Below are 22,207 nucleotides of genomic sequence, written 5' to 3' on the forward strand. Positions count from 1 at the left end.
AATTCGGACCAATGAAAAAGCTTATTATTTTATTAGTACTCAGTTTTGCAAATTTCCAAGCAGAGAGTCAAAACAACAACACTTTTACAGCTAATTATGAAGTCACCTACAGGCTAGAGTATAGCCCAGACTCTACAGATATTAAAGATAAATCTACTGAAGATTTTCATTTGTTTATAGGAGATAATAAATCAAAATTTATAAGCAAGAATCAACGAATTAGAGATTCTATAGTAACTAAAATGGAAGAAAATTTTAATGGTTCCATAAACTTTGCAAATAAAAATATGCCTAAGACTAAGTTTAATGAAATTATTTTTAAAGATTATAAAAATAATAAACTTAAGATTGTGGATCGAATAGGTAGTGATGAATTCTTATATTCTGAAGTTATTCAACCTTACACTTGGGAGATAAAACAAGATAAAAAAGTCATTAATGATTTTAAAGTACAGAAAGCAGTTACCAAATTTGGAGGTCGAGAATTTATAGCTTGGTTTACAGAAGAGATAGCTATACCACAGGGCCCTTATAAATTTGAAGGTTTACCTGGCTTGATTGTTCAAATAAGTGATACCGAAAACCATTATAACTATCAATTGATTTCTTTTAAGGAAGTTAATGGCGATAAACAAATTGAAGATTTAGATATAAACATAAACTATATTAAAACATCAAAACAAGAGTTTTATAAGGCCAAACGTGATTATTATGCTAATTATTTCGTAAGATTAAATGAAAAAGGTATATCCTTAGGTTTGAGTCCTCAAAAAAAACGAAAAATTCAGGAAAAGTTTGATAAACAAAACAACCCCATAGAATTAAAATAAAATTCGGACCAATGAAAAAGCTTATTATTTTATTAGTACTCAGTTTTGCAAATTTCCAAGCAGAGAGTCAAAACAACAACACTTTTACAGCTAATTATGAAGTCACCTACAGGCTAGAGTATAGCCCAGACTCTACAGATATTAAAGATAAATCTACTGAAGATTTTTATCTGTTTATAGGAGATGAGAAATCAAAATTTATAAGTGTCAATAAATGGGTTAGAGACTCCATGATAGTAAAAATGGCAAAAAATTTTAATGGTTCGCATATAAATATGTCAAAGAGAAAAACTCCAAAGACTAAATTCTATGAAATTATTTTTAAAGATTATGAGAACAATCAAATCAAGGTTTCAGACAGGATAGGTGGTGATGTATTTTTATATTCTGAAAATATTTCACCATATATTTGGCAGGTTAATAAAGATAAAAAAGTTATAAATGATTTTAAAGTCCAAAAAGCAGTTACTGAATTTGCAGGACGTAAATATGTGGCTTGGTTTACCGAAGAAATACCTATTCCACAAGGGCCTTACAAATTTGAAGGTTTGCCAGGTTTAATTGTACAAATAAGTGACTTGGAAAATCATTATAACTTTCAATTGATTTCTTTTATGGAATTAAAAGGAGAGAAAGAAATTATTAATTTTGACAATAACAAAAATTATATAAAAACTACAAAGAAACAATTACACCAAACTAAACAGGATTTTTTTGATGATCCTATATCGCGCATACCATTCGACTTAACTCCTCAAGATAAACGAAGAATAAAAGAGAAATATAAAAAACAAAACAACCCCATAGAATTAGATCAAAAATAAAATCGACATTTTATTAGCAATAATAATGAACTAATAACACTATAAACAAAAGTTAAACTTAAATTTTTAACATCTTACACTCTACTGTTGCGTTTTTTTTTTAAGTTCGTTTTGTAATTTAATAATCTTTCCAATTTTGATTTATTAATGACATAGACTTGCAACTCTAGCAGTACTGTTTTGGATACGTATAAAACAAATTGGATTTGTACGTATTCATTTTTAAAACAAATGTTTAATCGAACTCTAGGTTGAGTTCAAAAAATTTAAAATTATGAAATTATTAAAAAATTCCTTTTTAGGAACTGTATTTTTATTGGCTTTAGGTTCTGTATCTATAGTTACTGCAAATAATGAAAACAAAGACTTAGAAGTTGAAAAACGTGCCTGTGTTCGTACAACTTTTTCTTTTGGAGTAACAGCTTTAACTTGTGGAGATACTACTGAAGAAATCATTGCAAAAATTATAGAAGCTGACGAAGAAATTTGTCCTATAAATTAATTTAAATTAAACCTGCCTAACAGGCAGGTTTTTCCTTTTTAATAAATATTTCTTATTATGTCTAAAAAATTTATTTTAGTATTTGTACTAATAATTTCAATTAATATTGAAGCTCAGACAAAGTATGAATTAAACCATAAGTTTACCTATTTACTTACATATCAATCAGATTCTACAATTACATATAATAAGCAAAGCGAAGAAATGTATTTGTTAACAAATGAGAATGTCTCTATTTTTCAGAGTAAAAATGGATATTTAAAAGATTCATTGTTACTCGCAATTGAAAATGATCCGACTGACGAATTAAGTATGGCGGATATCTCAAGATTTCCCAAAACACAATTTCATTCTAAAATATTAAAGAAAAACTCCAAAGACAGCATTATAGTATACGATAAAATTATAACAGATAATTTTAAATACCTTGAAGATAAAGGGAATATTAAATGGAAAATAACTTCCGATACTCAGACTATAAATGGTTTAAAATGCCAAAAAGCAACTACCTCTTATGGAGGTAGAGATTATGAAGCTTGGTTCTCCAATGAAATACCTATTTCTGACGGCCCCTATAAATTTAGCGGCCTTCCTGGTCTTATAATTAAAATTTCAGATTCAAAAAATCATTATGTTTTTGAACTCATAGCTAAATCAAAAATTGATCTAACCTACTCAAAACTTGAGCCTAAAAAAAATCTATTTTTTACAACTAAAGCAGTTTTTTTTGATAAGCGTGAAGATTTTAAAAATAATGTCATAGAAAGAATCGCTCAATCAGGTTTTATCATTGATGATAAATATAAAGCTAAAGTAAGACAGAAATTTAGAAAAAGGAATAACCCTATAGAACTAGAATAATTTGAGTAAAGTCTGTCTTTATGCGTTAGCTTTAGTTGCCTTTTCAGGCTATGCCCAATCCCATCTTACAGGAAAAGTGCTTGATGAAAATGATCAAGTTCTAAGTGGGGCAACGGTGATGGTCAGTAAAGATTCTACAGGAACTATTTTGGCTTATAGCATTAGTAGTGGTAGTGGTGAGTTTAAAGTCCAACTGGATTCAGAGTTAGATTCCCTTTTTCTGAAGGTGTCGTATATAAGTTATACAACCTGGCAGCAACACATTCAGAATAAAGACCAACAGCTCGATATCCAGCTGTCGCCATCTTCAGAAGAACTCAAGGAAGTCCTGGTAAAGTCTAAAGAAATAGAACAAAGAGGCGACACCCTCAATTATTCGGTCTCAGCATTTTCAGACCAGAAAGACAGAGTTATTGCCGATGTGCTCAAGAAAATGCCAGGCATAGAAGTCATGCCAGGCGGCCAGATTAAGTATCAAGGTGAGCCGATTGAAAAATACTATATAGAAGGTTTGGATTTATTGGAAGGCCGCTACAATTTGGCCAATAATAATATTGCTGCCAAAGATGTGTCGCAAGTCCAAATTCTGGAAAATCACCAACCCATCAAAATGTTGGACAGTCTGGAATTTTCTGAGCGCGCTTCGCTCAATATCAAACTTAAAAAGGAAGTGACTGTAAGCGGCAATGCCGAACTCGGTTCTGGATTTTCGCCTTTGCTGTGGAAAGCTAAAATCACACCTATGCTGTTTACCAAAAAGAATCAAGCGATTGTGACTTACCAAGCTAATAACACTGGGAGCGATGTGTCCAGAGAAATCAGGGATTTTTCTATCGCTGATTTTGGTCGAGAAGAGTTCAACACCTCCAAAACCGATTGGCTCTCCATCAGGCAACTTGCAGAACCGCCTTTTTCACAAGAACGCTGGTTGGATAATAATGTGCATTTGGGTTCGGCTAATTATTTGATTCGGCTTAAAAAAGATGTGGATCTAAAAACCAACATTTCTTACCTTAATGACGCCCAACAACAAATCGGAAATACCCAAACCCGTTTTTTCACTCCTACCGATACTATCGATTTGACGGAAAACACCAACAACGATTTATTTAGGAGTACACTGCAATCCAAGTTTATTTTGGAGCGAAACACAAGTGACAATTATTTAAAAAACGAATTAGAGATAAATGGGTTTTGGGATTCTCAACGCGGAGCGATCAACACAGGGAACACTCAGGTGCAGCAACAGCTCTCCAATCCGTTTTCTGTGATTCGTAACAAATTGAGGTTTTTGCAGCCTGTAGGAAAGCAGGTGGTCACCTTTAGGTCCAACACGGGGTATACCGAAGCCAACCAAAGCCTGAATGTGAGCCCTGGCCAGTTTGAAGCCTCATTAAATGACGGCGAAGCATACCAGGAACTGCAACAAACCGTAGAAACCAATACTTTTTTTAGTGATAATACGGCGGGATTTACAAAGCGAATTAAAGGCATAACAGTGTCGCCAGAAGTAGGTGTTTCTGTCAAGAATCAGTCTTTAGGTAGTCAGTTAACTATTCTTGATGCGGATAGAACAGAAACCTTGGGAGGTGATTTTCAAAACAAGCTTGATTTTTTAAGCACTCGCTTTTATGCCACCAGCAAATTTGTTTACAAAAAAGGAGATTGGAATGTGAGGTTGACCACGCCCATTAATCTAAGAAGTTTTGATATTCAGGATACTTCATTACAAGAAAATCAAAACCTCAGTCGCGTCACGTTTGAACCCAATTTGTACGTGAGAAACAAAATTTCAGCCTTTTGGGAAACCAGTATTTCTGCCAATCTCAGCAATGATTTTGGCGACATGCAACAATTGTATTTTGGATTTATTTTTAACAATTATCGAAATCTTCAGCGTTATAATTCGCCTTTACCAGAAAACTTCAGTCAGAATTACTTCTGGCGACTTCGGTTTAGGAATCCATTAAAATCCATTTTTGCGAATCTTTCCTATTCTTTTAATCAGACAAAGCGCAATTTGCTGTACAGCAATCAAATCGGACTCAATGCCGCCACGATTTTCGAAGCGATAGGGCAGGATAATTTTTCAAACTCTCATAGAATCAACGTCAAAACCAGTAAATATTTTAGAGAATTAAAGACGACTTTAAGTCTAGGAAGTAATTTTACGATTTCCAATCGTGAGCAAATACTAAATGGTAATTTAGCCGATGTAGAAAATCAAAATTTAAGTTTTAATCTAGATCTAGAGTCCGAAGTGACCGACTGGTTAAGTGCGAGTTACTCAGGTAATTTCAGTTTTTTACAAACGCGTTTTGAAGATAGGGATTTCGATGAAATAAGAACTCAGCAGCACGAGTTAGACCTATTTTTTTATGTAGCAGATAATCAATATTTCAATTTGGATACAGAATACTATTTTAATAATATTTCTGAGGAAAACCGCAATAATTATTTTCTGAATTTCAACTATCAATATACCTTCGAAGAAGTAGGAATAGACCTAAATGCCAGTTGGAACAACGTCCTCAATACCGATGAATTTGTGCGGGTTTCCAACACAGATTTTTCCTACGTGCAAAGCACCTACCTTTTAAGGCCTTCTCAGATTTTAGTTAGCGTGAAGTTTTTGTTTTAAGAGCAACAGCCTAAAGTTTTATTGACTTGGGATTTCATTTTCAATGCTTTTGCTAAGCAATTGGGTTTTTCGAAGTAATAGCTGTTATAATTTCTTCTGATTTTGACACTGCATGTTTAGACCAGTTGAGATATCCAGTTTAAACTTTCGGCAAACTTAAGCTGTCGTCCAGAGTGAGATAAAATCTAAAGGCTTTATCTAGGATTTTAAATCCACTGCATTTTTTATATTAACTAACGTTATAGTTAATTGTCGTTCTTTTTAACTAGGTTTGATAATCTACATTAAAAACCTATAGGTATGAAGACTATTTTAGGAGTAGTGCTTATGTTTAGCGCTGTATCATTCTCTCAAGTTCAATCTGGAATTATCAATTACACCGCTGAAATGAACTTAAAGCATAAAAAAGAATTTATTGAAGGGATCAAGGAAAAAGAAGACCTTGCTATGAATATTAAGCAACAGGTAATAAATCATTATAAGAATGCAGAATCAGATTATTATGAGTTGCATTTCAATGAGGATGAATCTTACTACTTTCACGATCCTTCGCTTCGTCAGGATGCCAGTTACAACATAGGAAGTAAAGCAGGACTTGACTCTTATTACCAAAATACTAATTCTAGTTTAATTATCGAAGATAGTCGAATATTCAATTTTGTTGCTCACCAGCCTTTAGACTGGATGATTACCAATAATAGTAAAATGATAGGGGATTTTAAGTGTTATAAAGCAACCACCACAGAAACACTATATAGCCGACAAGGGCATTTTTACGATAGAGATGTCATCGCCTGGTTTGCTCCAGAAATTCCGGTAAGATTTGGTCCTAAAAATTATAGTGGTCTTCCAGGATTGGTGCTCGAGGTTAAAAGAAAAGAATTTACGATTACAGCCACCAAAATCAATCTTAATCCAGATGAAAAGAAATTAAAAATAAAACGAGTCGATAAAGATGAAAAAGTGATTTCACAAAAAGAAATGAATGAAAGGATTGCAGATATGATGAAAGATTACGATAAGAGTTAGTAATGTACAAAAAAATCTTAAAAACAAAGGCCATGACTAAACATACAATACATTTCAGCATTCTTTTAGTTCTAATATTAATTAGCTCTAATAGTCAATCTCAAGACCAGAGTGGCAGTATCACTTATAAAGGAATAGTAAATGAAAAATTCGTGGATAGCTTTTTAGTTGCTTATAAGAAAAAAGATAGACCAATGTCTGTCAAACAAGATGTAATCAAAGCTATGGAAAATGCAAAGGTTGAAGAATTTTTACTAAACTTTAAAAACGACGAATCCTATTATTATAAAAAACCAAATCTTGAAGATCAAAATTACTTAATGGGAAGTCGTGCAGGTACTACACCTTATTATACCAACAGCTCGAAGGATATGATCATTCAAATGAGTAGACCCTTAGGGAACATTAACTTTAAGCCCGTGGAGTGGGAAATAACTGGCAAAACTAAAAAAATAGGTAACTATACTTGCCGCCAAGCCAAAACAACTGAAAAACTCTACAGTAGGCAGGGGTATTTTTTTTATAAAGACGTTGTTGCTTGGTTTACACCAGACATCCCAATAAGTTTTGGTCCAAAGAATTATAACGGACTTCCTGGATTAATCCTTCAGATTGAGGATAGAGAATACACCTTAACGGCGATAAAGATAAATTTGAATCCATCTGATGATGTAAAAATTAAAAGAATAGATAAAAAGGATAAGGTTATATCAGAGAAGGAGTCTTATAGGCGTATTGAGGAAATGATGAAAGATTATAGTAAAAGATAAATTTTTTATGAGGATAAGTAAATAAGCAATATTAGTGAAGTATAAACAACATAAACAAAAGTTAAACGTAAATTTTTAACATCTTACACTCAGCTGTTGCGTTTTTTTTTACGTTCGTTGTGTAATTAATAATTCTTCCAATTTTGATTTATTAATGACATAGAGTTGCAACTCTAGCAGTACTGTTTTGGATACGTATAAAACAAATTGGATTTGTACGTATTCATTTTAAAACAAATGTTTAATCGAACTCTAGGTTGGGTTCAAAAAATTTAAAATTATGAAATTATTAAAAAGTTCCTTTTAGGAACTGTATTTTTATTTGCATTAGGAACGGCATCTACTGCTGGTACTACAAATGCAATAGATGAAGTGGATAATGCTTTAATGTTTTCATGTTCACAGACTCATGCCACATGCAATAGACTATCCTCCAGGAGATTTTGGTGGATTTGATAGATGTATGGTTAGGGGAGGATGTGCTGGAGAACAGCCAATCCAAAGCTTATAATTAAAAACCTTTAATCTTTGCTCTTATCTATGAACATTCTCAAAATAATTACTTAGAATGACAGCAAAGATTATTTTAATTAATATTAAAATGAAAGATTACGATAAGAGGTAATAATGAACAGAAATCTTAAAAAAATAAAGCTCATGACTAAACACACAATAAATTCCAGCATTCTTTTAGTTCTCCTATTCATTGGTTTTAATAGCCAATCACAAGATATTAACGGTAAAATAACCTATAAAGGGGTAGTGAAACAGACGTTCGTGGATAGTGCTGTAGCAGCTATCAAAAAAGAAAAAATCAGTATGTCTTATAAAAAAGATATCATTTATGCCATGGAAAATGCACACCCAGATGAATTTGTGCTCAGTTTTAAAAAAGATGAATCTTATTACTACAAGGAACCAACTCTCGAGAAAAACATAGATTTAATGGGGAGTAGGGCAGGTAGTTCGCCTTACTATGTTAATAAAACCCTTAATAAAACGATACAGGTGAGTAGCGTTCTAGGTAATATTGATAAAATACCCCTAGAATGGGAAATTACAAACAAAACTAAAAAAATTGGTAAGTACACTTGCCGACAGGCTAAAACTACAGAAAAGATTTACAGCAGGAATGGGTACTTTCTTTATAACAAGATTATTGCTTGGTTTGCGCCAGACATCCCAATAAGTTTTGGTCCAAAGAATTACAATGGGCTTCCTGGATTAATCCTTCAGATTGATTATAAAGAATTCACCTTAACGGCGATAAAGATCAACTTAAATATAAAGGAGAAAGATTTAGAAATTAAGAGAGTGGATGATATTGATAAATTAGTCTCAGAGAAGGAGTCTCATAAGCGTATTGAGGAGATAATGTCTGATAGGGAGAAAATGTATAAAAACTAACTGGTAATTTCACCTTTATTTCAATTTATGTCTTTTAGATTATACGTATTATTTTCTTTTTTAGTGTTATTCCAAACGGTTGGTTTTACCCAAAACTCCTTAACAGGTAAGGTAACAGACAGTCTTAATAAGCCTCTGGCCAATGCTAATATTCTTGCCGAGCCCAAAGATTCTCTGCAACAAATAAAGTTCGCCATTACCGATGACAAAGGTCGGTATCGCTTAGATCTAAAATCTATACCCTATACAGTGACGGCGAATTATTTGGGCTTTGCCAAAAAAAGTTTTGATATACAACTAGACAGGGATAAGACCCAAAATATTATATTAAAAGAAAGTGCAGAAGGCCTTGAGGAAGTGGTGCTAGACATGCCGATGGTTGTTAAAAAAGACACGATTTTGTATAACGTAAACCAACTTACCACTGGCGAAGAGCGTAAGCTCAAAGACATTCTTAAGAAGCTACCAGGGATGGAAGTGGATAAGAACGGTGGTATTACCGTTAACGGGAAAAAAGTGACCCACATGCTGGTAGAAAACAAAAAATTCTTTGGTGGAGGCACCAAGTTGGCAGTAGATAACATTCCCGCCGATGCCGTGAAACAAGTGGTGGTGCTGGATAATTACAATGAAATTGCCATGCTCAAAGACTTCCAAGAAAGCGAAGACATGGCCATAAATATCAAACTGGAAGACGATAAAAAAGACTTTGTCTTTGGAGATATAGAAGCCGGTTTGGGTAACGATGAGTTTTATAATGCCCATAGTAATCTGTTTTATTACAGTCCCAAAACCACGTTGAATGCCATAGGGAATCTTAATAATGTCCGAGAACGGGTATTTACCTACGACCAATACTTTAGATTTCAAGAAGGGATGAATTCTATATTCGATAAGGGAACGACCACCTTTGAAGATTCTTACGACGATTTTTCAGATTTTTTGGAGAAAGAAGACGTCATCGAAAGCGATCGAAGATTTGGTGCTATCAATTTCACTCAAGAAGTGAATAATAAATTGAACATTACGGGTTATGGAATCTTTTCAAAAACCAAAGAAAGTACACTGGTAGAGTCTACCAACGAGTACAATTTGTTTACAGAAGATAGATCTATAGCTACAGCTACCAATAACGAACTGGCCATGGGAAGCATCAGCGCGGTCTATATCCCCAATTATACCGACCAGTGGCATTTTAAGTCTCAATTTAAAAGTGCAGATGATAGTTATACCAATACCATCAATTCTCGAGTAGACACGGTTTCCAATGCTTTTTTAAACGATCGGTTTGGTGAGCAGACCTTTTTTAATCAAACGGTGGAATGGCATAGAAAACTATCTAGAGAACATTCTTTTTCTGGAGTTGTAGATTATACCTACGATAAGTTAACGCCCAGAACCCTGTGGCAAACCAACGATGATATCTTGGCAGGACTCATTCCTATTATGGATGAGCCAAGTATAAGAATCAACCAGTTCAAACAAACCGAGAAAAACCAGATCAAGTCTATTTTTAAACACTATTGGGTACTTAACAGAAATAATCATATCTATTCTACCATCGGAAATGTCAATTTAAATCAGACTTTTTTCACTGATGATGCTCAAGAACTCGATGATGGTACTCAAAATAATTTTGGGGAAGCAGGATTCAATAATGATTTCCAATTTAGATTGAATGACGCCTTTGCTGGGGTATTCTATAAATTTAGAACGGGGATTTTTACGTTCGATCAAGGAGCATTTATCCATTATTACAGCTGGAATCCCAATCAGGAAAATACGTCGGTTAAAGACAGAGTGGTGGTTTTGCCAAATATAACCGCCAAAGCAGAAATGACTAGGAGTAAGAGTTTACAATTCAATTACGAGTTAAAATCCTCTTTTTCGGACGCTTCTCAATTTGCAAGTCGGTTTTATTTACAAAGTTATAACAGCGTGTTTAGCGGGAATACGACTTTAGAGAACACGCTAAGGCACGATTTAAATTTGCGTTTCACAAAATCCAGAGGTTATCGAGGTTTTGGAATTTACGCCTCTGCAAACTATTCCAAACAAATAGAAGGTATTGTGAATAACGTCAACTACGAGGGTATCAATCAAGTTGTCACTCCTTTTCTTGTGGATAATTCGTCAGAAACTTGGGGCTTAAGTGGGAATGTGAGCAAAAAGATTAGTCAAATTAATTTCAGAACAGGCTTGCGTTATACCAATACAACGTTCTTACAATTCGTCAACGACATTCCTTTTGAAAATCGAAACCAAAACACCTCTTACACCCTATCTGCAAAGACACTTTACGATGATTTTCCTGTTATAGAAATAGGGTGGAGACAAAGTTTTGGGAACTTTACCCTTAGTGATAATACCACAAATTTTGTCACCACCGAGCCCTTTATTAATTTTGATTACGACTTTTTATCGGGATTTATTGTTTCGGCAGATTTTACGTCATACACTTATCAAAATCAAACTTTAGATCAACGCAACTCCTACGAAATCGCTAATGCCTCATTACTTTATCAAAAAGAAAGCAGTGCTTGGAGTTTTAAAGTAGAAGCCCAAAATGTGTTTGACGTCCAATTCAAAAATCAAAATACCTTCACCTCCTATATTATCTCAGATTCAAGAACTTTTATATTACCAAGAATACTTTTGTTTTCTATAGGTTACAATCTTTAATTTCTTCTGACTTTGACTCGTAAAGGCTCAATGCTTTTGAGATGTTCAGCTTTAAGTTTGAGTTAGTTTTATGTGACGTCTGGAGAAGGATGATAACTGAAGGATTTGATCGTGATTTAAAAATGAGTTTAAATTTGAAACCCAACTCCAAAGAAAAAATGATATGGTTTTGTTTTAATTAAATTAGCATGTATACCTTATATATATAATTCAGGTCCGTTTTATAAATCAACTATTGTGTCACAAAAAAATGAGTGAGGCGTTGAGGGACTTTATCTGTAGTAAAGGTAAACGCATAGGTTTTAGATCGATCCTTAGCGGTCGAAATCACCAAAGATCCTTGGTCAATTCGAAAATAACCAGCTTGACCCTTGCAATAGCATAAACGTCCAAATACAACATTAGCGGAGGTGAGTTGCTCATCGCTTAAGCTTAGGTTATCAGTTTTAGGGTCAATTTCGGCGTAGACAATTTCAGTATATCCGCCATCTGCAATGCGAGGATCCACACTGCGCTTGTATTCAAATTTCAGTACTGTTTTGTTTCCTTTTTTAACCTCTGGATAGAGTTGACCAATACCATCTGTAAGTAGGCTTAAGCTTGAGTTGGTTAAAACTTCGAAAGTACAGTTCCCGTCCTCGGGGCAATAGTTAGATAAGGTCTCCTTCTTCTTATCCTGAGTATTCAGGTTTTTTTGAGATTGACAGGCTAGTAGAGTACCAATTGCTATTAAAAATAAATATCTTACGTTCATTAATATTAATTTAATATCTATTATGTTTACTTGCTTCTTTTTGATAATGCGAATGAAAAATCTAAACAAATCATGAAACAATTTAACTTAAAAAAAATACTATTTGTCGTTTTTGCGGCATTAATTTCAAATTTTGGATTTTCTCAAGAGGGGGTGCCCTTTTGGAGTTCTTCAGAAAAAGGAACACCTAGTCCTCAAGAGGTGATTTTTACAAAAGCAATTCCTGAGATAAGTAGTTTTTTGAAACTAGACGTTCAAGGTCTTAAAGTAAGTTTAGAAAATATACCCAAACGTGGATCTACCAAAAAATCGACCACCATACTTGGATTTCCAAATGCTGAAGGGGAATTAGAATATTTTCGGGTTATGGAAGCTTCGGTGATGACACCAGAGCTTCAATCTCAGTTCCCTATGACCAGATCTTTTGTAGGCCAAGGAATTGATAATCCTTCGGCAATGCTTCGGTTTAGTTTATCTGAGGAAAAGGGGTTAAGTTCTATGGTATTATCCGATAAAAAAACTGTTTTTATAGAGCCTTACTCTAAAAATTTGGGGACTTACATCAGTTATGTCAACTCAGCTTCAGATCCGGTGGAAGATGATTTCAAATGTCATACAGAATCTCTAATGTCTGAGTCTACTATGTCGGATGAAGAGTATAATACGTTAAAGAATTCAGATGATGGTCAATTAAGAACCTATAGATTGGCTTTAGCGTGTACGGTAGAATATTCTCTATTTCACGGTGGCACTCTTAGTGATGTGATGGCAGCTATGAATACAACAATGACTCGTGTGAATGGGCTTTATGAACGAGATTTGGGTTTAACGATGGTCATGGTTCCAAATGAAAGTATTATTTTTCTTGGTCCAGACCCTAATTCCGATCCTTACACCAACAATAATGTTTCTGCTATGCTTGGTCAAAACCAACAAGTTTGTGATGATAACATAGGAACAGAGAATTATGATATTGGTCACGTGTTTGGCACTGGTGGGGGTGGAGTTGCATTTTTAAATTCACCTTGTACAAATAATAAAGCTGGTGGAGTTACAGGACAATCGTCGCCCGTAGGTGATACTTTTGATGTAGATTATGTTGCCCATGAAATGGGACATCAATATGGTGGAAATCATACTCAAAATAATAATTGCAATCGATCCTCTGTTTCTGTAGAACCAGGAAGTGCTTCCACTATTATGGGATATGCTGGTATTTGTGCCCCTAATGTTCAAAACAATAGTGACGACTATTTCAACGGTGATAACCTTAAAGAAATGTGGATAAATATTTCTCAAGGAAATTCAAGTAATTGTGGTGAAAAAACTCCCTCAGGAAATGTAGCTCCCGTCGCCGATGCTGGTCCAAATTATTTTATTCCAAAATCTACAGCCTTTATTTTGAAGGGCTTGGCAACCGATGAGAATACAGATGATGTTTTGACTTATACCTGGGAACAAAGTGATGCTACTCCAGCCCAAATGCCTCCTCAATCTACTTCAACGGTAGGGCCCGCTTTCCGTTCCTTATTACCAACAACATCACCAGATCGATTTATGCCAAACTTTAGTACTGTGCTATCGGGTTCTCTATCTTCCACTTGGGAGGTTGTACCTTCGGTCGCTAGGACTATGGATTTCTTATTAACAGTAAGAGATAATTCTATACTAGGGGGGAATACAAGTTCCGATGAGGTGGTTATTAGTGTAGTAGACACAACACCATTCGAAGTTCAGACCCCGCCGACATGGGCGCCAGGGTCTACCCAAACTGTTAATTGGACGGTTGGAGAAACTAATATAGCTCCAATCAGTTGCGAGACCGTTACCATTTATTTTTCAGAAGATGGAATAGATTTCTCTACTCTTTTAGCAGAGGAGGTTCCTAATTCAGGATCTGCAGAAATCACATTACCAACTATTGCAAATACAACTGAGGCTAGAATACTGGTAGAAGCTGTAGATCATATTTTTTATTCAGTATCAGATGCTTTTAACGTCGATACTACTGCAGATTTTAATATTAATGCTATAAACGGAGATCAAAGTATTTGTAATTTTGATTTTGCTAGTTTCGAGTTTGAGTTCATTACTTCCAATGGATTTTCAGAAACAACTACGTTTACGGCTAGTGGACCTAATCAAGCTATTTATAATTTTACCCCAGGCAGTTTGAATGCAGATGGAACGTTTACATTAGAAGTGTCTAACCTTTTAGAACTTAATCCAGCAAATTATACCATCGACGTTATAGCCACATCAGCTTCTATTACAAATTCTGTGAGCGTAAATCTTAACATTCTTAATGGAGCTTGCGTATCAGTAGCCAATACTGCATACGAAACCAGTACAACGGGGGTTATTATTAATGATGGAGAAACGGATATTCTAAGCAATCTGAATACGGGTAAGCCTTCTGGCTACAGCGATTTTACAGATATTATTACAGATTTGAATATAAATTCTGACTATGAACTTACTGTGAATGCTAATAGTGACGGTAATGTCCAAATCATTACCTATGTATGGATAGACTGGAATCAAAACTGTAGTTTTGATGATGCAGGCGAGCGATATGATTTAGGGACTTCCTTCAATTTGTTAAATCAACCCACTTCAGACTCTCCTTTACCTTTCTCCGTTCCTTCCAATGCAGTTTTAGGAAATACAACTATGCGGGTCACTACAAAATACACCCCAGGTGGAGCAAATGACTTTCCACTTCCTTGCGAAAACGGGCACGATGCTGAAGTAGAAGATTATACCATTAACGTAAAAACCACTTTGAACCAGGACTCTTTTGCTCTAGAAGACTTTTCGGTTTATCCCAACCCAAGTCAAGGAGAATTTACTATTCAATTTGGTACTGCAACGAGTACATCAGTCCAGCTAAAGGTATTTGATATTCGAGGACGTGCTCTTGTTCAGAAAAACTATGAGACTTCTGGGCAGTTTAATCAAACCTTAGATTTGCAAAATCTTGCGTCGGGAGTTTACCTCTTAGAAGTGGGTGACGGCTCTAGATCCATGACCAAAAAAATCATTATCGAGTAAATACAATTTGATTTCAATACAATTAGAACTCTTTTTAGGCAGTGATTGCTTGAAAAGAGTTTTATTTGTGATATGAATTTATCTTACTGGGAATATAAATCTTGGCTTACCAATGTAGACTACACCGTTGTGGGAAGTGGTATTGTAGGATTGAACTGCGCTTTACAACTCAAGCGACGATTTCCTAAAGCTAAGATTCTTATTTTAGAAAAAGGAATGCTCCCTCAAGGAGCGAGTACCAAAAATGCTGGCTTTGCCTGTTTTGGAAGTCTAAGTGAGCTCCTGTCCGATTTAAATTCTCATACTGAAGAGGAAGTGGTTAATCTGGTTAAAAAGCGCGTAGATGGCCTATGCCTTTTGAGAAGTACTATAGGTGACTCTGGTTTAGATTATCAAGCTCTAGGGGGTTATGAGCTATTCCCTGAAGAAGGCAATCTCTTTGAGAAGTGCCAGTCGAAAATGCCTGAAATCAATAGATGGCTAAAGCCTATTTTTGAGGCCGACGTGTTTAGTTTTAAAACCCATGATTTTGGATTTCAAAAGGTTCGAGACCGTTGTGGGTTCAATCAGTTTGAAGGGCAGATCGATACGGGCAAGATGATGGAAGCTTTGCTTCAAAAAGTTCAGACCCTCGGCATCAAGATTTTGAATCAGGTAGACGTTGAGACCTACTCTGAAGATCAAAATTCTGTAAAAATTGAGACTAATGCTTTCGCGTTTTCGTCTGCGAACTTACTCATAGCTACGAACGGCTTTGCTTCTGCCTTAGGAATTTCCAACGTTCAACCTGCAAGGAACCAGGTGCTTGTTACTAAACCCATTAAAGATCTTCAAATTAAAGGGACGTTTCATTTGGAAGAGGGTTATTATTATTTCAGAAATATAGACCAACGTATTCTTTTAGGTGGAGGTAGGCACTTGGATCTTAAAGGAGAAACGACAACTGAGTTGAATTCTACACCTCTTGTGCAAGAGGCTTTGGAAACACTGCTTAAGCAAACCATAATCCCCGGTGTTAATTTTGAAATAGAATACCGCTGGAGTGGCATACTTGGCGTTCACACCCAGAAAAAACCTATCCTTAAGCAACTTGGTCCTCGTGTGTTTTGTGGAGTGAGACTTGGTGGTATGGGAGTCGCTATAGGAAGTCTGGTGGGTAAAGACCTCGCTGATATGATAGATTAGAAGTGCTGGTTAACATTATTAATTAGCGACTTGTCTAGAGTCAATTTTAAGATATTAAACAAAGAGGATCTAGGATGTTTTACTACGTGTGTGACTGTAAATTTGAATACACAAAAAACCACCTTAGTAAAGAAATTTGTTATAAGCACTCTATGATTTTTAGATGTTAATCTATTGGTAGTTCATCTTATAGGTTGAAAAAACTAAAGACTGAAAGATTATTTTTTGATGAGTTTGAAATTTTTCAAAGCCTTTTCAGAGGTTTCAACGTTTATAAAATAAATTCCGTTTTCTAGATTTCCAATAAAAATTGCTTCATTATTTTGGTAATTATTGGTTTCCAATACCAATTTCCTCGTTATATCCAATAGTCTAAGGGTTGCGTTATCTGCTTGGTCAATATAAATATAAGTTGAAGCTGGAATAGGATAAAGTTTAATAGGAGACTCTTTTTGACTTTGAAGCGATAAACTTGAACTAAAGGAGTCTTTCACTAAAACAAGGCTAGTCGGGTTAAATGACATAGCAGTTTCAGTTATTGAAATAGATCCCAGCGAAGAGGCTCCTATTAGAGCTTCAGTACCAAGAGGAAACTTATTGAAATCAATGATGATATCATCGCACGCATTCCTCTTTACTGCATCGGTATTTATAATTTTAATAGTCGATACACCACCATTTTGTTGGTTCTCCTTCTCTGTAGCTAAAGGTGTAGTGTGAGGGGGTGGTAGTACTTGTATTATCAATAGCTATGTCTGTATAATTAATCAGGGGTAAATGATCTTAAAAAAGTAACTAGAATCGCATTTCAAAACGCGGCTTCTGTTGCTGGAATAAGTCCTACTACGGAATGTGCCTTGTTTGACTTTCCTGAAGAAAACGCAGGTGGGGCTGCCAAATGCCTGGAGGAATGGGCGGGGGCATGCCAGGTATGATGTCATTCAAATTCAGAATTATATATAAAAGCCACTACATTGATTTGAATTGGCTTTTATAACGTCTTAAACGCAAAGAATAACCTCCACATTTCCCCTGTAATGAAGTTATGTATCCAATGCAGCAAGCCTAAAGGAATTTGTGAAGATAAAATCTGCAAGACCCTTCTTGTGAATGAAATAAGTCTATCGGTTTAAATCAACATAAAAATCCTGTATGACATCTGTTATTAGTAAAACAATACTTAGAAAGGGTTTCCTATTTTATTTTAAAGGCTGAGCTCCTGAACACGAAGCCTAAAGGCAAATTTTAACGTTTTGTTTAAAGATAATCTTTGACGTTTAGGTAGCTTCAATACTAAATTCAAAGAATGAAATTTTTTATCAACGATCCAAAAGATGTAGTAAATGACGGGATAGAGGGAATGCTTACAGACCCCAAATTGACCCGACTGGATAATTTCCCCGAAATACGGGTAGTGTTACGCAGTACTATTAATAAGGATAAAGTTTCCGTAATATCTGGTGGCGGTTCTGGTCATGAACCGGCACACGCTGGTTTCGTGGGCAAAGGCATGCTTACTGCGGCTATTTGTGGTGATATTTTTGCTTCCCCATCTGTAGATGCTGTGCTCTCAGCAATTGTAGCAACTACAGGTAAAGCCGGTTGCTTACTCATTATCAAAAATTACACCGGTGACCGCCTCAACTTCGGCCTCGCAGCAGAGCAGGCCCAAGACATAGGATATCAAGTAGAAACGGTCATCGTTGGTGACGACATTTCTTTAGGTGAAGCCGTCGAGCAACGCGGACTCGCAGGGACCTTATTTGTACACAAAACAGCCGGCCATCTAGCTGAAAAAGGAAAAACCTTGGATGAAGTTGCAGCTTTGGCTCGTAAAGTGGCTGGACAAACCTACTCTATTGGCCTATCATTAGAAGAGGGCCAGAAGTTTCAAAACCCAGAGAAATCTCGATTGAGTAAATCAGAAGCGGAACTTGGATTGGGAATACACGGAGAACCTGGAGTAGAAACTATTGACATGAAAATGGCAGATGCATTGATGCAAAAAGCTCTAAACACTTTAAAAAAATACTTGCCAAAAAAAGGAAAGGAATACGCGTTGCTACTCAATAATCTGGGCAGTGTGACACCCATTGAAATGAACATACTCCTAGCCTCATTTCATAAGTCTGATTTGGCTGAAAAAGTAAAGTTTCTAATTGGTCCTGCATCACTTATGACCTCGCTCAACATGAAAGGTTTTTCTATTTCAGTAGTGACTTTAGATAAGGAAATTGAAGAAGCCTTAACCTCCACCTCAGATCCAGCCGCTTGGTTTATAAGAGAGTATGGCAAGAAAGAACCTCTACAGAGCCCAAAACTCCCTGATATGCTTCCCTTTGGTGCATCAACAAACGAGCGCTTTGATCGAGTCCTTGATGCTATTGTCGAGGAGTTGATTTCTGCAGAAAAAGAGCTCAACGCTATAGATGAAAAAGTAGGGGATGGCGATGCCGGCTCTACGTTTGCTGCAGCTGCAAAAAAGCTCAAGAAGCTTAAGGCTAAATTGCCCTTGGCTGATACCGGTGAACTCTTTATTACGATTGGCCGTATTTTAGCTCGAGAAATAGGGGGCTCTAGTGGTGTTTTACTTTCCATTTTGTTTACCCGAGCAGGTAACTCCTATAAAAAGAAGAAACATCTGGGTAAAGCTTTACTGGAGGGCTTGGAGAAAATGAAAGAGATTGGTGGTGCACGTGAGGGCCAGCGTACTATGGTAGACGCTATGCAACCGGCGTTTGAAGTGCTCAGTGAAGATGGCAATTTAGAAACAGCCGCCCAAAAAGCCCGAGAAGGAGCAAACAAAACCAAGGATATTACACAAACCGATTTTGGTAGATCTTCTTATCTAAGTGAAAAAGACTTAAAAGGTGTTCTTGATCCTGGAGCAGAAGCAGTGGCACGTGTTTTTGAACGTGTGGTTAAAGCCTTATAATCTCGACCACCCTACAATACCAATTTAAACCGATAATGTCGCAATAAATCGTTTCTTTTTCGCTTGCTTTTTATCAAAAATAATTACCGTAACTAAGGTTATGCTAATTATTTTTAACTTCGATCAATCAAAAAACCTGTGCTAAGTTACGTCGTAGTATAATTCAATTTATTTATACGACATTATAAATTTAATTTGGTGTAAGTAAAATTTCAAAATCGCAGCTTCTTAAGATAATAATTCATAGCGAATGATTTGGAGCCAATTGAATTTTCGCAAAACATAATCTTTCGAAATAGTACCATAAATTGAAACAAGATTTATGCGAACGTAGGATATAAATCTCAATCCAAGTCTAAATTTTAAACCTCGTAGAAATTTCTTTAAAATTATTAAAACTACCTGTTTTGCTCTAAAAACAGATGGTTTTAATCAAAAACAGTGTTGCAACTAATAGTAAACCTAGTGATCACTAAACCTGGATTCGGATTTCCTGTGGTATCAGATTCAGATGTAATGACTTTAAACCCGGTAGCATTAAATGATGGAGAAATTACAGAATAATAATTAGAAGCTAGTAAATTCCGGGCCAAGGCTTCAATTTTCGCGATTAAAACATACTTTATTCCATTTACTTCAACAGATCCAATTACAAAAATTAGATCAAAATAATTTGTGATGTCAAAAATACGCGTGTTTTGCGGAGTGAGACTTGGTGGTATGGGCGTCGCTATTGGGAGTTTAGTGGGTAGAGACCTCGCTGATATGTTAGATTAGAGGTGCTGGTTAACATTATTAGTTAGCGACTTGTCTAGAGTCGATTTTGGGATATCAAACAAAGACGATCTAGGATGTTTTAATACGCGTATGACTGTATATTTGAAAACACAAATAACCACCTTCGTAAAGAAGGTGGTTATAAACACTCTATGATTTTTAGGTGTCAATCTATTACGAGTTAATCTTATAGATTGAAAAAAATTACAGACTGAAAGATCATTTTTTGATGAGTTTGAAATTTTTCGAAGCTTTTTCAGAGGTTTCAACATTTATAAAATAAATTCCGTTTTCTAGATTTCCAATGAAAATTTCTTCATTATTTTGGTAATTATTGGTTTCCAATACTAATTTTCCTGTTATATCCAATAGTCTAACGGTTACGTTATCTGCTTGGTCAATATAAATATAAGCTGAAGCTGGATTAGGATAAAGTTTAATAGCGGTCTCTTCTTGACTTTGAAGCGATAAACTTGTACAGGAGTCTTCCACTAAAACAAGGTTTGTCGGGTTAAATGACATAAGAGTTTCGTTTATTGAAATAGATCCTAGCGATGATGCTCCTATTAGATCTACAGTGCCAAGAGGAAACCTATTGAAATCAATGATGATATCATCACACGCATTTCTCTTTAGTGCATCGACATTTATAATTTCAATATTCGATAAACCACCATTTGCAGGTTCACCTTGTCTGTAGCCAACGGTGAAGTGTAAAGGTGTTGTTGTGGTATTATCAATAGCCATGTCTGGATAATAAATTAAAGGAAGTTGACCGTTCCAAAAGTTATATACATCTGATTGGGGTTCTTGATAAGGCGACAGATATTGATAACTTGTTCCAACCTGATTTCCGGTTGCTTTCTCAAATTCGTATACAATAACATTAGATTGATCGGTGTTATTTCCATTGAAATATTCTCTGCGATAACCGTAAACGATTAAATTATCGGGAGTTGATAAGGATTCCAAAAGAGAAAATCCGTAGAAATCTAACTGGACATTTACTTCATTGACAAACCATGACTTATTAGGATCAATAGTTCCTAGTGCGTTATCAACCACAGTCACCCCAAAGTGATGCATGGATGAGTAATTATTCAAAACGAAAACTTCATCGGTAGTAGAGTCATAATATGCATCTACACTTACATCTCTTGAATTTCCAAAGATGTAACTACTATCCCATTCTTCGACTCCAAGGAAATTTATCTTATGAATCAAAACGCCAGCTTGTATATTGCTGTTGCCTTGTCCAGTCGTGCTTCCTGTTATTACAAAACCGTCACTAGTCTCAACTATACCATTGGCAAAGTCGTAATTAAGTGGACCTGAAACTGGAGAGCCAATTTCAGAAGCCCATATAGGATTCAGATTTAAATCTGTACGCAAAGCAAAACCAATATTGAAACTACAACTTGGGTCAATAATGAGGCAATTACTAACAAACCCAGTGATTACTAAACCTGGATTTGGATTCGTATCTCCTGTGGCATCAGATTCAGATATAATGACTTTAAACCCAGTAGCATTAAATGATGGAGAAATTATAGAATAATAGTTAGAAGCTAGTAAATTCCCGGTTGAGGCTTCAATTTTCGCGACCAAAACATACTTATCTCCATTTACTTCAACAGATCCAGTTACAAAAATTAGATCAAAATAATTTGTGATATCAAAGATTCGTGCATTTGTTAAGCCAGGATCTTCATACGTCTTAGACCAGACCATAGTCCCATCTTCTTGTAAGCGTTTTAATAAAGGTTCTGGGGAAGCGGTAGAAAGCCTGTTACTGGCGATAACAATATCATTTGTCCCATCGTTAACTTCAGCTAAATTAGCATTGATAAGATGGCCTTGTGGTGATTCGATGTTTTTTTGAAACAATTGGCTATGTGCAGGAATGGTGAATAGCAAATAACAAATAAAGAGTAGTTTTAATTTCATATCTCACAT

The 22,207-nt window shown here is 35.5% G+C and carries 15 protein-coding genes; 12 read left to right on the top strand and 3 right to left on the bottom strand.

What is annotated here, in order from left to right; all coding sequences use genetic code 11:
* Positions 1–11: 11 nt before the first annotated feature.
* The 9 genes from PGOND44_RS08595 to PGOND44_RS08635 all read left to right on the top strand — a co-directional run bounded on the left by PGOND44_RS08595 (position 12) and on the right by PGOND44_RS08635 (position 11,546).
* Positions 12–830: a GLPGLI family protein gene (locus PGOND44_RS08595; RefSeq protein WP_003440191.1), complete on the top strand. Its 819-nt coding sequence runs from the start codon at positions 12–14 to the stop codon at positions 828–830.
* A gap of 11 nt (positions 831–841) precedes the next feature.
* The gene (locus PGOND44_RS08600; RefSeq protein ID WP_003440192.1) at positions 842–1,654 is read left to right on the top strand and encodes a GLPGLI family protein; all 813 of its coding nucleotides are present in this window, start codon (positions 842–844) and stop codon (positions 1,652–1,654) included.
* A gap of 274 nt (positions 1,655–1,928) precedes the next feature.
* Positions 1,929–2,156, top strand: a complete 228-nt coding sequence (locus PGOND44_RS08605; protein WP_003440193.1) for a hypothetical protein — start codon at positions 1,929–1,931, stop codon at positions 2,154–2,156.
* 57 nt (positions 2,157–2,213) lie between these two features.
* A complete protein-coding gene (locus tag PGOND44_RS08610) occupies positions 2,214–3,017 on the top strand; it encodes a GLPGLI family protein (RefSeq protein WP_003440194.1) in 804 nt (267 codons plus the stop codon).
* A 1-nt stretch (position 3,018) separates the two neighbouring features.
* Positions 3,019–5,658 carry a carboxypeptidase-like regulatory domain-containing protein gene (locus tag PGOND44_RS08615; protein ID WP_003440195.1) on the top strand — a complete coding sequence of 880 codons (2,640 nt, stop codon included), beginning with the start codon at positions 3,019–3,021 and terminating at the stop codon, positions 5,656–5,658.
* A 300-nt stretch (positions 5,659–5,958) separates the two neighbouring features.
* Positions 5,959–6,687 (top strand): GLPGLI family protein, encoded by a 729-nt coding sequence (locus tag PGOND44_RS08620; RefSeq protein ID WP_003440196.1) that lies wholly within the window; start codon positions 5,959–5,961, stop codon positions 6,685–6,687.
* Positions 6,688–6,719: 32 nt separating this feature from the next.
* Complete coding sequence (locus tag PGOND44_RS14995; RefSeq protein ID WP_147228289.1) at positions 6,720–7,457, top strand: GLPGLI family protein; 738 nt, start codon at positions 6,720–6,722, stop codon at positions 7,455–7,457.
* A 657-nt stretch (positions 7,458–8,114) separates the two neighbouring features.
* Complete coding sequence (locus PGOND44_RS15000) at positions 8,115–8,864, top strand: GLPGLI family protein (protein ID WP_003440199.1); 750 nt, start codon at positions 8,115–8,117, stop codon at positions 8,862–8,864.
* A 27-nt stretch (positions 8,865–8,891) separates the two neighbouring features.
* On the top strand, positions 8,892–11,546 hold the full coding sequence (locus PGOND44_RS08635; RefSeq protein ID WP_003440200.1) for a carboxypeptidase regulatory-like domain-containing protein: 2,655 nt from the start codon (positions 8,892–8,894) through the stop codon (positions 11,544–11,546).
* A 232-nt stretch (positions 11,547–11,778) separates the two neighbouring features.
* On the opposite strand, the gene PGOND44_RS08640 is transcribed toward PGOND44_RS08635, so the two are convergent.
* Positions 11,779–12,300, bottom strand: a complete 522-nt coding sequence (locus PGOND44_RS08640) for a hypothetical protein (RefSeq protein ID WP_003440202.1) — start codon at positions 12,298–12,300, stop codon at positions 11,779–11,781.
* Positions 12,301–12,372: 72 nt separating this feature from the next.
* Between PGOND44_RS08640 and PGOND44_RS08645 the strand changes: the two genes are divergently transcribed.
* On the top strand, positions 12,373–15,354 hold the full coding sequence (locus PGOND44_RS08645; RefSeq protein ID WP_003440203.1) for a zinc-dependent metalloprotease: 2,982 nt from the start codon (positions 12,373–12,375) through the stop codon (positions 15,352–15,354).
* A gap of 72 nt (positions 15,355–15,426) precedes the next feature.
* The gene (locus PGOND44_RS08650; RefSeq protein WP_003440206.1) at positions 15,427–16,539 is read left to right on the top strand and encodes an NAD(P)/FAD-dependent oxidoreductase; all 1,113 of its coding nucleotides are present in this window, start codon (positions 15,427–15,429) and stop codon (positions 16,537–16,539) included.
* Between the two features lie 218 nt (positions 16,540–16,757).
* On the opposite strand, the gene PGOND44_RS08655 is transcribed toward PGOND44_RS08650, so the two are convergent.
* A complete protein-coding gene (locus tag PGOND44_RS08655; protein WP_003440207.1) occupies positions 16,758–17,285 on the bottom strand; it encodes a T9SS type A sorting domain-containing protein in 528 nt (175 codons plus the stop codon).
* 560 nt (positions 17,286–17,845) lie between these two features.
* On the opposite strand from PGOND44_RS08655, the gene PGOND44_RS08660 reads away from it, so the two are divergent.
* The gene (locus PGOND44_RS08660) at positions 17,846–19,474 is read left to right on the top strand and encodes a dihydroxyacetone kinase subunit DhaK (protein ID WP_003440208.1); all 1,629 of its coding nucleotides are present in this window, start codon (positions 17,846–17,848) and stop codon (positions 19,472–19,474) included.
* 996 nt (positions 19,475–20,470) lie between these two features.
* Here PGOND44_RS08660 and PGOND44_RS15855 read toward each other — a convergent pair.
* Entirely contained in the window at positions 20,471–22,198 is a 1,728-nt protein-coding gene (locus PGOND44_RS15855) for a T9SS type A sorting domain-containing protein (RefSeq protein WP_003440218.1), read from the bottom strand.
* Positions 22,199–22,207 lie beyond the last annotated feature (9 nt).

The sequence above is a fragment of the Psychroflexus gondwanensis ACAM 44 genome (assembly GCF_000355905.1).
Taxonomy (GTDB): Bacteria; Bacteroidota; Bacteroidia; order Flavobacteriales; family Flavobacteriaceae; genus Psychroflexus; species Psychroflexus gondwanensis.

What these genes read in the sequence shown, in the direction of transcription:
- PGOND44_RS08620 (WP_003440196.1), top strand. Translation starts at nt 5,959, where the DNA reads ATGAAGACTATTTTAGGAGTAGTGCTTATGTTTAGCGCTGTATCATTC.
- PGOND44_RS08660 (WP_003440208.1), top strand. Translation starts at nt 17,846, where the DNA reads ATGAAATTTTTTATCAACGATCCAAAAGATGTAGTAAATGACGGGATA.
- PGOND44_RS15000 (WP_003440199.1), top strand. Translation starts at nt 8,115, where the DNA reads ATGACTAAACACACAATAAATTCCAGCATTCTTTTAGTTCTCCTATTC.
- PGOND44_RS08650 (WP_003440206.1), top strand. Translation starts at nt 15,427, where the DNA reads ATGAATTTATCTTACTGGGAATATAAATCTTGGCTTACCAATGTAGAC.
- PGOND44_RS08605 (WP_003440193.1), top strand. Translation starts at nt 1,929, where the DNA reads ATGAAATTATTAAAAAATTCCTTTTTAGGAACTGTATTTTTATTGGCT.
- PGOND44_RS08645 (WP_003440203.1), top strand. Translation starts at nt 12,373, where the DNA reads ATGAAACAATTTAACTTAAAAAAAATACTATTTGTCGTTTTTGCGGCA.
- PGOND44_RS08635 (WP_003440200.1), top strand. Translation starts at nt 8,892, where the DNA reads ATGTCTTTTAGATTATACGTATTATTTTCTTTTTTAGTGTTATTCCAA.
- PGOND44_RS08595 (WP_003440191.1), top strand. Translation starts at nt 12, where the DNA reads ATGAAAAAGCTTATTATTTTATTAGTACTCAGTTTTGCAAATTTCCAA.
- PGOND44_RS08610 (WP_003440194.1), top strand. Translation starts at nt 2,214, where the DNA reads ATGTCTAAAAAATTTATTTTAGTATTTGTACTAATAATTTCAATTAAT.
- PGOND44_RS15855 (WP_003440218.1), bottom strand. Translation starts at nt 22,198, where the DNA reads ATGAAATTAAAACTACTCTTTATTTGTTATTTGCTATTCACCATTCCT.
- PGOND44_RS14995 (WP_147228289.1), top strand. Translation starts at nt 6,720, where the DNA reads ATGACTAAACATACAATACATTTCAGCATTCTTTTAGTTCTAATATTA.
- PGOND44_RS08640 (WP_003440202.1), bottom strand. Translation starts at nt 12,300, where the DNA reads ATGAACGTAAGATATTTATTTTTAATAGCAATTGGTACTCTACTAGCC.
- PGOND44_RS08600 (WP_003440192.1), top strand. Translation starts at nt 842, where the DNA reads ATGAAAAAGCTTATTATTTTATTAGTACTCAGTTTTGCAAATTTCCAA.